The organism is Paraburkholderia sp. MM5384-R2 (assembly GCF_014201025.1).
GTDB classification, from domain to species: Bacteria; Pseudomonadota; Gammaproteobacteria; order Burkholderiales; family Burkholderiaceae; genus Paraburkholderia; species Paraburkholderia tuberum.
The window spans coordinates 1-12,700 of the sequence record NZ_JACHDI010000015.1; the positions used below are offsets into that span (position 1 = coordinate 1).

The window sequence follows — 12,700 nt, forward strand, 5'->3', positions numbered from 1 at the left end:
GGGCGGTGCGGACACCGCCGAAGCGAAGCTGGAAATCATGGACGCGTGCGGTATCAAGGTCACGAAGAACCCGTCGGAAATGGCGCGTCTTCTGAAGGCGATGCTGTAAATCGAATTCGCGTGCCGTTGGCGCGCGATTTTGATACGCTTACGAACTCCTTTCGTGAGCGGGCGGTCCCAAAAAGCGGGGGAGTGCAGACTCCCCCGCTTTTTTTTTGTCCGCGCTTGCGCCGCGGTTCTGCCCGCGCGGTCGATTTTTTCTTATGCTTTTTTCCATGCTCGAATTCTTCACGACCCTCCATTGGGGCTCGGTCTTTCAGATCATCGTCATCGACGTTCTGCTCGGCGGCGACAACGCGGTCGTGATTGCGCTCGCCTGCCGCAACCTGCCGCAGTCGCAGCGCGTGCGTGGGATCGTTTGGGGGACCGCCGGCGCGATCGCGCTGCGCGTCGTGCTGATCGCGTTCGCGGTCGTGCTGCTCGACGTGCCGTTCCTGAAGTTCGCGGGCGGCTTGCTGCTGCTGTGGATCGGCGTGCGCCTGCTCGCGCCGGCGCACGACGCTCACGACAACGTGAAGCCGGCCGACAAGCTGATCTCGGCGGTGAAGACGATCATCGTCGCGGATGCGGTGATGAGCGTCGACAACGTGATCGCGATCGCGGGCGCGGCCGAAGCCGCGGAGCACGAGCACCGGTTGGCTTTGGTGATCTTTGGCCTCGTCGTGAGCATTCCGCTGATCGTGTGGGGCAGCCAGCTGATTCTGAAGCTGCTCGATCGCTTTCCGGGCATCGTACTGTTCGGCGCGGGCCTGCTCGGCTGGATCGCGGGTGGTCTGATGGTCAACGACCCGGCCGGCGACCGCTGGCCGATCCTCGACATGCCAGTCGCCGAATACGGGATGAGCATCGCGGGCGCGCTGTTCGTCGTGATCGTCGGTTATCTGTTGAAGCGCCGTAACGCGAAACGCGCGGCGGTGTGAGCATGGTGCTGACGGTGCATCGCTGCCTGATTCGTGATGCCGTCCGAATGCAAGCCTGGCCATCCGGCTGACTGTGACGCGCGAGCTTCGCTCGCTACGATTAAAACGCCTGTTCCCGATCCACGGGCCAGGCGTTTCTCGTATCAGGAGTCTGCCGATGATCGTTACCCTGCCATATTCCCCATACTCTCAATCGACGCAATCCTCGCGTAGGTCGCGCCGCGCACGCTGGCGCGCGAGCTGGTTCGCGCGCATCTGCCGCCGCTGCGGCGTCGGCTTCACGCTGATCGAGTTGATGATCGTGCTCGCGATCGTCGGCGTGATCGCGGCCTACGCGATTCCCGCGTATCAGGACTATCTGGCGCGCAGCCGAGTCGGCGAGGGCTTGTCGCTCGCGGCGTCGGCGCGGCTCGCGGTGGCCGAAAACGCCGCGAGCGGCAACGCGTTCAGCGGCGGTTATGCGTCGCCGCCCGCCACGCGCAACGTCGAGTCCATCCAGATCGACGACGACACTGGTCAGATCACGATCACGTACTCGACGCGTGTCGCGCAGGCCGGCGCAAACACCATGACGCTGGTGCCGTCGGTCCCGGACAACGTCGATGCGCCGAGCGCGCGCGTCGCGTTGAGCAAGGACGCGGTGCAGACCGGCGCGCTGACGTGGGAATGCTTTGCGAGCGGCAAGAGCGCGTCGTCGTTGCCGGCGCCGGGTTCGGGGCCGATGCCAAGCGAGGCGCCGACGCTCGCCGCGAATCTGGCGCCGCCCGAATGCCGTTCATAAGGGGCAAATGAGTAAGTGAACGAGACAGCAGCCGAGTGCTGACTGGATGAGTCGAAGCCACAACGTAAAGGGCTGATTTTCAGCCTATTTCGGCCGGACCGGCGCACAGTGCAACGAAATTTTTGTATAGTGCGCCGGTTGCTGACGCCCACCGTTGATTCGATGCCCACCCCTTTCGCACGCTACCTGTCTCTCGTACTGCTGGCTCTTGCGTTGATCCTGCCCTACGCGGTTGCCAACCATACGTATCCGATCCCAACCTTCTACGCCGAATTCACCTCGCTCGCGCTGTTTCTGCTGACCGGGGCGGCCGTCGTGCTGCTGGTCGCGACCACCCGGCCGCGCGTGAGCTTCGCGTCGCCCGCGGTCGCGCTCGTACCCCTGCTGTTCGGCCTCGTGCTGGTCGTGCAGACGCTGGTGCTGCCGGTCGCGGAGCCATCGATGAACTGGCTCGGCGCGGGCTTCCTGCTCGCTGCGTGGATGGCCGTGCATGTGGGCTACGGCTTCACGCGCGTGAAGCTCGACGAGACCGCGTTGCGCTGGGCGGCGGGCGCGTTGATCGTCGGCGGTCTGTTCGCGGTGTTCAGTCAGGTGATCCAGCTGTTTCACCTCGAGGCGCGCGTGGCTCCGCTCGTCGTCGCGTACAACATAACCGTCGAGCGCCGGCCGTTCGGCAACATGGCGCAGGCGAACCACCTCGCGACGTATATCGCGTTCGCGATGGCGGGCGCGCTGTACCTCGTGCAGACGCGCCGCATCGCGGTGCCCATCTGGCTGCTCGTGTCGACGATTTTCTCGGTCGGCCTCGCGCTGACCGTGTCGCGGGGTCCATGGCTGCAGATGGGCGTGATCGTCGTGGCCGGCTTCTGGATGGCCTTCGCGCAGACTCGCAACGAACTGCAATTGCGCCGTAGCAACCGTGATTGGCTGGTGCCGATCGCGCTCGCGGTGCTGTTTTTCGTGGTCAATGCGCTGATCCGCTGGGCCAACGTGCGCTTTCACCTCGAACTCGGGCAGTCGGCGGCCGAGCGCTTCCAGGATGCCGGCCAGATCGCGCCGCGCCTCGCGCTGTTGAAATACGGCTGGACGATGTTCAAGCAGCATCCGCTGCTCGGCGTCGGCTGGGGCGAATTTCCGAGCTATCAGTTCGAGCTCGTCAAGCAGCTGGGCGGCGTCGAAATCGCCAACAACTCGCACGACATTTTCGTCGACCTGCTCGCGAAAACCGGTCTGATCGGTCTCGCGATCGTGCTCGTGGGTCTCGTCGCGTGGCTCGTGCGCGTCGTGCGTGCGCCGCAAAGCGCCGCGCGCGTGTTCGGCATCGCGCTGATCGGCGTGCTGACGATGCATGCGCTCGTCGAGTATCCGCAGCAGTACATGTTCTTCCTGTTGCCCGCGATGTTCGTGTTCGGCCTGCTCGAAACGCGGCCGTTGCGCGCGGTGCCGGCGAATCTGTCGCTCGGTGCGTTCGCGGTGGTGGTGTTCGGCGGACTCGCCGCGCTGTATCCGGTGTATCGCGACTATGCGCGCGCCGAGGTGCTCTACTACGGCGCGCGTCCGGCCGAGCAGTACAGCGCCGATCCGTCGTTCCTGTTCGGCGCGTGGGGCGAATACGGTCTCGCGACGCTGCAGCCGATGAGTCCGCTGAACCTGCAGCGCAAGCTCGCGATGCACAAGCAGGCGATCGCGCTGTTGCCGGGCGAGACGGTGCTGCGTCGCTACGCGGTGCTGCAGGCGCTGACCGGCGATACCGCGGCGGCGCTCGATACGGTCGAACGCTTGCGGATCTTCGCCGAGGAATTGAAAGACTGGCCGGCGCAGCTCGGCTATCTCTACCAGCTCGTCGACGAGCAGAAGTCGCTCGCGGGCTTCAGGCAGCAGTTGGTGAAGCGCTACGGCACACCGGCGGCCGATGCGACGCCGGATGACGACAGTGACGAAGATTGATCGTGCCGCGCAGGCTTGGGCATGCTCGCGTCAACTTCAAAGCTCGGAATACTTCGCGGCCGTGCCTTTTGCCTTGTCGACGGGGTAGCGCGCTTCGTTCAGCTTCAGTTTTTCCGCTGCCGCGTCGACGAGATCGAAGCCGGCGGTATGGGCGACCAGCAGCAGATACATGAACACGTCGGCGCACTCGTGCCTGAGGTTCGTCGATTGCGCGGGATCGCCGAGCAGCGCGTCGATCTGCGCATCGGTCTTCCACTGAATCGTCTCCAACAGCTCGCCGGCTTCGATGCCGGTGGAGACGATCAGGTTGCGCAGCGTGTGAAACTGCCGCCAGTCGCGCGCGTCGCGAAACGCCAGTAGCTGCTCGAGCAGTTCGTCGATGGTCATGTTGCTATCCGGATAGTTGTCGAACCGCACGTCAAGCTTGCGCCACCCAATCCCCCGATTTCCCGCCATGCTTTTCCATCACCTTCACATCGGTGATGGTCATGCCGCGATCCACCGCCTTGCACATGTCGTACACGGTCAGCAGCCCGATCTGCACGGCGGTAAGCGCCTCCATTTCGACGCCCGTGCGTCCAAACGTCTCGACCTGGACCGTGCAATGCACGCCGGGCATCTGCTCGTCGAGTTCGAAATCGGCCTTCACGCGTGTCAGCGCGAGCGGATGACAGAGCGGAATCAGATCGGCGGTGCGCTTCGAGGCCTGGATCGCCGCGATCCGCGCGATGCCGATCACGTCGCCCTTTTTGGCCTTGCCGTCGCGGATCAGCGCGAACGTGTCGGGCAGCATGCGGATCGAGCCACGCGCGATCGCGATGCGCCTGGTCTCCTGCTTGCCGCCGACGTCCACCATATGCGCGTCACCGGCCGCATCGAAATGAGTGAGTTCAGGCATGGTTGACTCCTTCAGAGGGCGCCTATCATAGCAGTGCGGCGCGGTCTCGAATCGTCGCGGCGACTGATTACATTTGCGCTGTGTCGTGCTCTGAGTTTTGCCTCGTGCGCGTCCTGCGACGCCCTTGCCCGCTATCTTAGTCCAGGCCACGGGCGGCGTTTTTCGACTTCGTCAGGCCGGCTTCGCGATGCATTCAAAACGATTCCTCGCTGCGTTGCTATCCGTCGCGCTCGCGATGCCGCCGGGCGCGCTCGGGCAATCGACGGGCGGGGCGGCCACCGTGCCGGGAACGTCATCGTCCGAGGCGCCGCTCGTGAGCGGCCCGAGCGACGCGCATGCCGATCCGATCCTGCCGCCCGACATCGCGCGCGGCGTGTTCGGCACCTACGGCGGCGCGCAGAGCCGCTTTTCCAATGGCGGCGGTAGCGGTGGCACTGGCGGCAAAACCGGCAGCAACGACTGGCGCGCGCCGATCGTCGCGCAGCAGTTGCCCGATCTCGGCAGCGGCGGCGCCGGCTCGCTGAGTCCACAGGCCGAACGCAAGCTCGGCGAGCGCGTGATGCGTGAGATACGCCGCGACCCCGACTATCTCGACGACTGGCTCGTGCGCGACTATCTTAATTCGGTTGCCGCCAAGCTAGCGGCAGCGGCCAGCGCGCTGTACATCGGCGGCTATCGTCCGGATTTCGAGCTGTTCGCGGTGCGCGACGCGCAGATCAACGCGTTTTCGCTGCCGGGCGGTTTCATCGGCGTGAACACGGGGCTGATCGTGACGACGCAGACGGAGTCCGAGCTCGCGTCGGTGCTAGGTCACGAGATGGGGCACGTGCTGCAGCGGCACATCTCGCGGATGATCTCGAACGGCGAGCGCGGCGGCTACGCGGCGCTCGTCGGTGTGCTGTTCGGCGTGCTGGCAGGCGTACTCGCGCATAGCGGCGACCTCGGCAGCGCGATCGCGCTCGGCAGCGAGGCGTATGCGGTCGACAGCCAACTGCGCTTCTCGCGATCGGCCGAGCAGGAGGCGGACCGCGTCGGGTTTCTGCTGCTCGCCGGCGCCGGTTACGATCCCTACGCGATGCCCACGTTCTTCCACCGGCTCGACCGCGCGGCGATGAACGAAAACGGCGTTCCGGCCTACGCGCGTACGCACCCGCTGACCGTCGAGCGGATCGCCGACATGGAGGACCGCGCGCGCCGCGCGCCGTACCGGCAGCCGCATCAGGACCCCGAGTACGGCTTCGTGCGGGCGCGCTCGCGTCTGTTGCAGGACCATTCGCGCAGCGAATACGCGGACGAGATTTCGCGATTGCGCTCGGAAATCGAGGACCGCACCGCGTTGAACGTCGCGGCGAACTGGTACGGCATCGCTTACGGGCAGCTGCTGCTCGAGCGCTACGACGACGCGGCGGCCTCGCTCGCGAACGCGCGCGCGACGTTCGTCTCGGGCGCGTGTGCGCAAGGCGAGCCCGAGCGCGATTCGCCGAGCCTCGACGTGCTCGCGACCGACATCGCACGGAGTGCCGGTCACGCCGACGAAGCCGCGCGTCTCGCCGAGTTCGCGCAGAAGCGCTGGCCGCAGTCGAACGCGGCGATCGACATGCATATCCGCACGCTGTTGACGCTGCATCGCTTCACCGACGCGCAGGCGCTCGCGAAGCAGGAGACCCGGGCGCATCCCGATCAACCCGCGTGGTGGCTCTATCTCGCGCAGGCGAGCGCGGGCAGTGGCGATGCATTGACGCAGCATCGCGCGATGGCGGAGAAGTTCGCGCTGGAGGGCGCGTGGCCATCGGCGATCCGGCAGCTGAAGGACGCGCGCGACCTGAAGACGATCGGCTATTACGACCTCGCGACCGTCGACGCGCGCCTGCACGAGATGGAGAGCCGCTACAAGGAGGAGCGGCTCGACGAGAAAGGGTAGGGTGGACGTGAGCGCGCGCCGCTGCGCGCGTCAGACCTGCGCCGCCGGGCTCGCAACGAAGCCAAAGCGCGCGGCCACCTGATCGCGTCGCACGCTTTGCAGCGGCAAGGTGCGCTGAACACTCCAGTGGAGCGCACCGCTCAATGAGCCATCGTCGGCGAGCGTCGCGTGATCGGAGAAGATCTCGAGGTCGTGGTCGTGCAGCACCGCGATACGTGCTGGCTGCGAGCGATCGGCAAACAGAATGCCGCCGTCTTCATCCGCGAACACCGCCGCCGGCTCGAACGCGCCGCCGCCCTGGTCGTGCAGCGCAAGCGTTCCATCCGCGTGCGCGGACAATCTGACCACCCACGGCGTATAAGCCAGCTCGACATACACGCGCTGTGGTCCGTTCTGAAAAAACCACTGTCCGCGCTCATCGGCCTCATAGTTCCGGTTGATGAAGCCAAGCAGCGCCTCATGCCGGATCGGCACGCCGGGCGCGCCGCTCGTCTGGGCCGCTTCGTCGCGCATGCGCCAGTTGCCGCGCCGGTCGAGCATCAGCCAGCCGGTGCAGCTCGGCACGTTCGGCCATTTGGCGAGCGCCTGTTTGACGATGTCATCCATGATCGACGTGTCGCTCCAGATAGCCGAACACGCGCCGCGACAGCCAGTCGATGCGGCCCGGGAACGGCCCGGTCATGAAGCCCGCGTGGCCGCCGTGCTCAGGCTGATAAAGCTCGACCGCCGCCGACACCTCGTGCCGCGACGGCAGCGCTTCGGCCGGCAGGAACGGGTCGTTGCGCGCGTTGAGCACGAGCGTCGGCACCTGAATGTGCGGCAGCAGCGGGCGGGTGGTTGCGGTGCTCCAGTAGTCGTCGGTATCGCGAAAGCCGTGCAGCGGCGCGGTCACGACGTTGTCGAACTCGTACATCGTGCGGCTCGCGAGCATCGCGTCGCGATCGAACAGGCCCGGGAACTGCTCGAGCTTCTGGTTGGCCTTGTGTTTCAGCGTCTTCAGGAAGCTGCGCGTGTAGACGAGGCCGAAGCCCTGCGACAGCGCACGGCCGCCCGCATGGACGTCGATCGGTGTCGAAATCGCGGCAGCGGCGGCTACCACCCGCGCCGCATCGGCCTGCCGCTCACCGAGCCAGCGCAGCAGCACGTTGCCGCCGAGCGACACGCCCGCCGCGACCACCGGCCCGCGATGCGCGGCGCGCAGGCGGCGCAGGATCCAGTCGACCTCGTTGCTGTCGGCGAGATGGTAGAAGCGCGGCAGCCGGTTCAGCGGGCCGCTGCAACTGCGAAAGTGCGGCACCACGCCGTGCCAGCCGTATTCGCGCGCGGCGGCCATCAGCGCGACCGCGTAGTGCGACGACGAACTGCCTTCCAGGCCGTGAAACAGCACGAAGAGCGGCGCGGCGTCGGTGGGCGGAGTGTCGTGCGCGACCCAGTCGAGATCGATGAAATCGCCGTCCGGGGTGTCCCAGCGCTCACGGCGAAACGATACTGCGGGGCGGCGCGCGAACAGCGACGGGACGATCGTCTGCACATGCCGGTTCGGCAGCCAGAGCGGCGCGCGGTACAGCAGCTCGACGGCCACCTCGACGGCGGCCGCCACCTTGGCGGGGGCCGTACCGGAGGAAGCGGGTTTATGTGGCGTCGAACTCATACCGGCGGAAGAGCGAGAAAACGTGATTCTGAATCTGTCGTGGTGCCGCGCGTCAGTGCAGCGGGCCCTGGCCATGCCGCATCTTCGTTGCGAACTGGCTGGCGGTCTCGTTCGGCATCGGGCTTGCGTGAATATGCGCAATGCGCCATTCGCCGCGTTCATGGACCATCACGTAGGTGGTGAAAACCATCGCGGGCGTGGCGGTCGGGTCGGCCGGACGATGTGCTTCGGCAATCGCATAGACGACGGTGCCGAGGCTGTCGTAGACGCGGATGTCGAGCGGCTCGATCGACACCGGCAGCGCTTCGAGCTGGACCTGCAAGCCATTGCGGATGCTCTCGAGGCCGTGCAGATGCGAGCCGTCCGCGCAGATGCAGCTGACGAACTCCTCGTCGATCCACAAGCCCATCAAGCTGTCGATATTGACCTCGGCGACGGCCTGATAGTAGGCGCTCAGGGTATCGGCGGCGGCTTCGAAGATATGGGCAAAACGTGGCATGGCTTGTCAGTCTCTTGTGCGCGGCGCGCGGTTGCGGGTCAGCGGTAGCGGGACGGTCCAGAGCGCCGGACCATCGCCCCCGGCGTCAGCTTGCCCGTGCCGCAAGGCGCGAACATGACGCGACGCGCTCGGGGCGTGCGGTGTTGCGTGCAAGTACCGGTCGGCTCAGCGCTGCGCGAGCAGCATGCCGCGCAAATCGCCGAAAACCTGCTCGGCGCTCAGCTGCTTCAGACAGTTCAGATGACCGAGCGGGCACTCGCGCTCAAAACAGGGGCTGCATTCGAGATGAAGCCATTGTACCTTCGCGAGCTCGGACAAGGGCGGGGTGTGGCGCGGATCGGTCGAACCGTAGACGGCCACGAGCGGGCGGCGCAGCGCGGCGGCGACGTGCATCAGTCCGGAGTCGTTGGTGACGACCGCGTTGGCCCGCGAGATCAGCGCGCAAGCCTCGCCGAGTGCGGTCTGGCCGCACAGGTTGCGCACGTTCGGCGCTTTTTCGGCGATCGCCTGCGCGAGCGGCGCGTCTTTCGGCGAGCCGAGCGCGACGATTTGCGTGTACGGGAACGACTGGCCAATCATCTGCGCGAGCGACGCGAAGTGCTCGGGCGGCCAGCGCTTCGCGGGACCGTATTCGGCGCCGGGGCAGAACACCAGCAGCGGCACGCGCGTATCGAGATTGAAGCGCGCCGACACGCGCGAGGCCTCGTTCAGGTCCGTGTCGAGGCGCGGCATCGGCAGATCTTCGGGGACCTTGGCGCCTGGCGCATAGGCGAGGGCGGCGTAGTGGCCGACCATCGGCGGGCGGGCGTCCTTGCGCGGATTCGCGTGACGCACGTTCAGCACGCCGTAGCGACTCTCGCCGGTGTAGCCGATGCGCAGCGGAATGCCCGCCAGCCACGGAATCAGCGCCGACTTGAACGAATTCGGCAGCACGTAGGCCGCGTCGTAGCCGACGTCGCGCAGATCGCTCGACAACTGCCAGCGGCGCAGCATCTGCAGCTTGCCGTGGGCGAGATCGGTCGCGTAGACGTCGCGGATTTCCGGCATGCGTTCGAGCACGGGTGCGACCCAGCTGGGCGCGACCGCGTCGATGACGATGCGCGGATGCAATTTCACGAGGCGCGCAAACAGCGGCTGCGCCATCAATGCGTCACCGATCCAGTTCGGTGCGATAACCAACGCGCGACGCATCAGAGTGAGTGTCCGGTGTCGATAACAAGCGCCGCGCGCGCGATGCGCGCGGCACTCGGATAGGTAAATGGGGAAAGCGGAGAGCCGCACGGCGCGATGCCGTTTGGCCACACGCGCCGCGATGGCGGCGCGGCGGCGGTGCGGCCGCACGGGTCGTGCGGTCGAGCCTGCGGCGCGGCGAGCGCGTGATTCAAGACGCACGCCTCGTGCCGTGCAAGCTGGCTCAGAACCGCTCGATGCGTTGGATCAATGGCCCTTGATCACTTCGCCGTCGCGCAGCTTGTAACGCGTGCTGCAATACGGGCAACGCGCTTCGCCGTGCGACACGTCGATGAAGACGCGCGGATGCGCGCTCCAGCGCGGCATGGCTGGGTTCGGACAATACGCCGGCAGATCTTTTGCCGACAGTTCGACCAGCGGCATTTCCTTGATTTCGCTCATGAGACTTTCTCGTTGTATGCGGGGTGCTTGCAGTGCGCCGCCGTTGGGCTGCGCGGGGCATCTCGAAACGTCGCTCAGATCTTCGTGAGCCAGTGCGCGTATTTCGCGCTCCTGCCGTTCACGACGTCGAAGAAAGCCGACTGCAGCTTTTCGGTGATCGGGCCGCGCGCGCCAGCGCCGATCGTGCGGTTGTCGAGCTCGCGGATCGGCGTGACTTCGGCCGCCGTGCCGGTGAAGAACGCTTCGTCGCAGGTATAGACTTCGTCGCGCGTGATGCGCTTTTCGATCACCTGCAGGCCCATGTCGCGCGCGAGCGTGATGACGGTGTCGCGCGTGATGCCGTCGAGGCACGACGACAGATCAGGCGTGTACAGCTTGCCGTTGTTGACGAGGAAGAAGTTCTCGCCCGAGCCTTCCGACACGTAGCCGTCGACGTCGAGCAACAGCGCTTCGTCGTAGCCGTCGGTGATCGCTTCCTGGTTCGCGAGGATCGAGTTCACGTACCAGCCCGACGCCTTCGCGCGCACCATCGACACGTTCACGTGATGGCGCGTGAACGACGACGTCTTTACGCGGATGCCCTTGGTGATGCCGTCTTCGCCAAGGTATGCGCCCCAAGGCCACGCGGCGATCGCGACGTGAATCGTGTTGCCCTTGGCCGACACGCCGAGCTTTTCCGAGCCGACCCAGATGATCGGGCGCAGATAGCACGAATCGAGCTTGTTCTCGCGGACCACTTCGCGCTGCGCGGCGGCGAGCGTTTCATGGTCGAACGGCACGTTCATCTGGAAGATCTTCGCCGAGTTCAGCAGGCGCTTGGTGTGCTCCTGCAGGCGGAAAATCGCGGTGGCGCCGTCGGCCGTCTTGTAAGCGCGCACGCCCTCGAACACGCCCATGCCGTAGTGCAGCGTATGGGTGAGCACGTGGATTTTGGCATCACGCCACTCGATGAGCTTGCCATCCATCCAGATCTTGCCGTCGCGGTCGGCCATTGACATACGGTTCTCCAGCAGGTGCGTTATGAGGTGCGGCCATGAGCGCAGGACATAGCCGGGAGCGCTATTTTAGCGTCTTTTGCACACACCACGGGCATTTGGGCGCACCCCGGACGCTATAATCCAGCGCACGCATAAATCAAATCCGGATGCGCCAGCGGGTGGTCTCGCAAGCTGGCGCCGACCTGGCCTTCTTGACGGCGTTTCCTGCGCCCGCACCCTTCGCCCGATGCTCGCTCGACTGTCCGACACCGATCGCCGCGCTTTTCGTGAAGGCGCGCGCGCCTACGCCCCCACGCTGATGGCGATTTTTTCCTGGGGCCTCGTGACCGGCATCGCGATGAGCAAGTCCGTGCTGACGCTGCCGCAGGCGCTCACGATGTCGCTGCTGTGCTACGCCGGTTCGTCGCAGCTGGCGGTGTTGCCGCTCCTCGCGGCGAAGCTGCCGGTGTGGACCGTGTTGCTGACCGCGGCGATGGTCAACACCCGCTTCGTGATCTTCAGCGCCGGCCTCGCGCCGCACTTCTCGTATCTGTCGATGTGGCGGCGCATCGTGCTGGGCTATTTCAACGGCGACGTGATCTATCTGCTATTCGTCAAGAAGAGCTTTCCGACCGGCTACGTGCCGGGCAAGGAGGCGTACTTCTGGGGCATGGCGGTATCGAGCTGGCTGTCGTGGCAGGTGTCGTCGATCATCGGCATCCTGCTCGCGAGCCTGATTCCGGACAACTGGGGGCTCGCGCTGGCCGGCACGCTCGCGCTGCTGCCGGTGATGGTGTCGGCGATCGCCACCCGCTCGACGCTGGTCGCGGTCAGCGTGGCCGGCATCGTGTCGCTGCTCGCGCTCGATCTGCCGTACCGGCTGGCGTTGCTGCTCGCGGTGATCGCGGCGATCGCGGCCGGCAGCGCGGCCGACCTGATGATCGAGCGCGCCGACCTGCGCCGCATTCGTGGCGTGAACGATCGCGCCGGAGACTCCCGATGACCTCCACGCAAATCTGGCTCGCCATTTTCGGCATGACCTTCGTCACCGCGCTCACGCGCGCGATGTTCCTGATCGGCGGCGAGCGCACGGTACTGCCGGCGCGCGTGCAGAAGATGCTGCGCTACGCGCCGGCCGCCGCGCTCGCCGCGGTGGTGGTGCCCGACGTGCTGACGACGTCCGACGGGCTGTCGTTCGCGCCTTCCAATCATGAGCTCTACGCGACGCTCGCCGGCCTCGGCTGGTTTTTGTGGCGGCGCACCATGCTCGGCACGATCGTGACCGGAATGGTCGTATTCACGCTGATGCGCGTCTTCCTGTGAGGGCCGGGCCCGGGGTGCGGCGATGATTGCTACGCCGCGGCATCTGCGGCCTTGCGATCAAATGCGCGACATTCGCCGTGTCACGGATCAG

Annotated in this window: 14 protein-coding genes and 1 pseudogene; 7 read left to right on the plus strand and 8 right to left on the minus strand. The window is 66.0% G+C overall.

Annotated features, from left to right (window positions below):
* The 4 genes and pseudogenes from HDG37_RS22390 to HDG37_RS22405 form a co-directional block, all read left to right on the plus strand.
* Window positions 1–109: pseudogene (locus HDG37_RS22390) on the plus strand (succinate--CoA ligase subunit alpha); the annotation flags it as partial.
* A 166-nt stretch (window positions 110–275) separates the two neighbouring features.
* On the plus strand, window positions 276–980 hold the full coding sequence (locus HDG37_RS22395) for a TerC family protein (protein WP_184051651.1): 705 nt from the start codon (window positions 276–278) through the stop codon (window positions 978–980).
* Window positions 981–1,137: 157 nt separating this feature from the next.
* Window positions 1,138–1,761, plus strand: coding sequence for a pilin (locus HDG37_RS22400; protein ID WP_090801738.1), 624 nt, complete (start codon window positions 1,138–1,140; stop codon window positions 1,759–1,761).
* Window positions 1,762–1,923: 162 nt separating this feature from the next.
* Window positions 1,924–3,708, plus strand: a complete 1,785-nt coding sequence (locus tag HDG37_RS22405; protein WP_184051399.1) for a Wzy polymerase domain-containing protein — start codon at window positions 1,924–1,926, stop codon at window positions 3,706–3,708.
* A gap of 36 nt (window positions 3,709–3,744) precedes the next feature.
* On the opposite strand, the gene HDG37_RS22410 is transcribed toward HDG37_RS22405, so the two are convergent.
* Both HDG37_RS22410 and moaC read right to left on the minus strand, forming a co-directional pair.
* Entirely contained in the window at window positions 3,745–4,095 is a 351-nt protein-coding gene (locus HDG37_RS22410; protein ID WP_184051401.1) for a nucleotide pyrophosphohydrolase, read from the minus strand.
* Window positions 4,096–4,126: 31 nt separating this feature from the next.
* Window positions 4,127–4,606 carry a cyclic pyranopterin monophosphate synthase MoaC gene (moaC, locus tag HDG37_RS22415; RefSeq protein WP_184051403.1) on the minus strand — a complete coding sequence of 160 codons (480 nt, stop codon included), beginning with the start codon at window positions 4,604–4,606 and terminating at the stop codon, window positions 4,127–4,129.
* A gap of 187 nt (window positions 4,607–4,793) precedes the next feature.
* Between moaC and HDG37_RS22420 the strand changes: the two genes are divergently transcribed.
* A complete protein-coding gene (locus HDG37_RS22420; protein ID WP_184051405.1) occupies window positions 4,794–6,527 on the plus strand; it encodes a M48 family metalloprotease in 1,734 nt (577 codons plus the stop codon).
* Window positions 6,528–6,557: 30 nt separating this feature from the next.
* Here HDG37_RS22420 and HDG37_RS22425 read toward each other — a convergent pair whose 3' ends face one another.
* The 6 genes from HDG37_RS22425 to HDG37_RS22450 form a co-directional block, all read right to left on the minus strand.
* Entirely contained in the window at window positions 6,558–7,133 is a 576-nt protein-coding gene (locus tag HDG37_RS22425) for a DUF2946 family protein (protein ID WP_184051407.1), read from the minus strand.
* The gene (locus tag HDG37_RS22430; protein ID WP_184051409.1) at window positions 7,126–8,178 is read right to left on the minus strand and encodes a hydrolase; all 1,053 of its coding nucleotides are present in this window, start codon (window positions 8,176–8,178) and stop codon (window positions 7,126–7,128) included. The genes HDG37_RS22425 and HDG37_RS22430 overlap by 8 nt, the downstream gene beginning before the upstream one ends.
* A gap of 52 nt (window positions 8,179–8,230) precedes the next feature.
* On the minus strand, window positions 8,231–8,677 hold the full coding sequence (locus HDG37_RS22435; protein ID WP_184051410.1) for a nuclear transport factor 2 family protein: 447 nt from the start codon (window positions 8,675–8,677) through the stop codon (window positions 8,231–8,233).
* 165 nt (window positions 8,678–8,842) lie between these two features.
* A complete protein-coding gene (gene waaF / locus HDG37_RS22440) occupies window positions 8,843–9,868 on the minus strand; it encodes a lipopolysaccharide heptosyltransferase II (RefSeq protein WP_184051412.1) in 1,026 nt (341 codons plus the stop codon).
* A gap of 246 nt (window positions 9,869–10,114) precedes the next feature.
* A complete protein-coding gene (locus HDG37_RS22445; RefSeq protein ID WP_008920434.1) occupies window positions 10,115–10,309 on the minus strand; it encodes a zinc-finger domain-containing protein in 195 nt (64 codons plus the stop codon).
* Between the two features lie 74 nt (window positions 10,310–10,383).
* Window positions 10,384–11,307: a branched-chain amino acid transaminase gene (locus tag HDG37_RS22450; RefSeq protein ID WP_184051414.1), complete on the minus strand. Its 924-nt coding sequence runs from the start codon at window positions 11,305–11,307 to the stop codon at window positions 10,384–10,386.
* A gap of 226 nt (window positions 11,308–11,533) precedes the next feature.
* Here HDG37_RS22450 and HDG37_RS22455 point away from each other — a divergent pair, with 226 nt between their 5' ends.
* Window positions 11,534–12,289, plus strand: a complete 756-nt coding sequence (locus tag HDG37_RS22455; RefSeq protein WP_184051416.1) for an AzlC family ABC transporter permease — start codon at window positions 11,534–11,536, stop codon at window positions 12,287–12,289.
* Entirely contained in the window at window positions 12,286–12,609 is a 324-nt protein-coding gene (locus tag HDG37_RS22460; RefSeq protein ID WP_090801726.1) for an AzlD domain-containing protein, read from the plus strand. Before HDG37_RS22455 ends, HDG37_RS22460 begins: the two co-directional genes overlap by 4 nt.
* Window positions 12,610–12,700 lie beyond the last annotated feature (91 nt).

Excerpts from the sequence above, each read along its gene's own strand:
- HDG37_RS22405 (WP_184051399.1), top strand. The coding sequence starts at position 1,924 with ATGCCCACCCCTTTCGCACGCTACCTGTCTCTCGTACTGCTGGCTCTT.
- HDG37_RS22445 (WP_008920434.1), bottom strand. The coding sequence starts at position 10,309 with ATGAGCGAAATCAAGGAAATGCCGCTGGTCGAACTGTCGGCAAAAGAT.
- HDG37_RS22420 (WP_184051405.1), top strand. The coding sequence starts at position 4,794 with ATGCATTCAAAACGATTCCTCGCTGCGTTGCTATCCGTCGCGCTCGCG.
- HDG37_RS22410 (WP_184051401.1), bottom strand. The coding sequence starts at position 4,095 with ATGACCATCGACGAACTGCTCGAGCAGCTACTGGCGTTTCGCGACGCG.
- HDG37_RS22450 (WP_184051414.1), bottom strand. The coding sequence starts at position 11,307 with ATGTCAATGGCCGACCGCGACGGCAAGATCTGGATGGATGGCAAGCTC.
- HDG37_RS22430 (WP_184051409.1), bottom strand. The coding sequence starts at position 8,178 with ATGAGTTCGACGCCACATAAACCCGCTTCCTCCGGTACGGCCCCCGCC.
- HDG37_RS22400 (WP_090801738.1), top strand. The coding sequence starts at position 1,138 with ATGATCGTTACCCTGCCATATTCCCCATACTCTCAATCGACGCAATCC.
- moaC (WP_184051403.1), bottom strand. The coding sequence starts at position 4,606 with ATGCCTGAACTCACTCATTTCGATGCGGCCGGTGACGCGCATATGGTG.
- HDG37_RS22395 (WP_184051651.1), top strand. The coding sequence starts at position 276 with ATGCTCGAATTCTTCACGACCCTCCATTGGGGCTCGGTCTTTCAGATC.
- HDG37_RS22435 (WP_184051410.1), bottom strand. The coding sequence starts at position 8,677 with ATGCCACGTTTTGCCCATATCTTCGAAGCCGCCGCCGATACCCTGAGC.
- waaF (WP_184051412.1), bottom strand. The coding sequence starts at position 9,868 with ATGCGTCGCGCGTTGGTTATCGCACCGAACTGGATCGGTGACGCATTG.
- HDG37_RS22455 (WP_184051416.1), top strand. The coding sequence starts at position 11,534 with ATGCTCGCTCGACTGTCCGACACCGATCGCCGCGCTTTTCGTGAAGGC.
- HDG37_RS22460 (WP_090801726.1), top strand. The coding sequence starts at position 12,286 with ATGACCTCCACGCAAATCTGGCTCGCCATTTTCGGCATGACCTTCGTC.
- HDG37_RS22425 (WP_184051407.1), bottom strand. The coding sequence starts at position 7,133 with ATGGATGACATCGTCAAACAGGCGCTCGCCAAATGGCCGAACGTGCCG.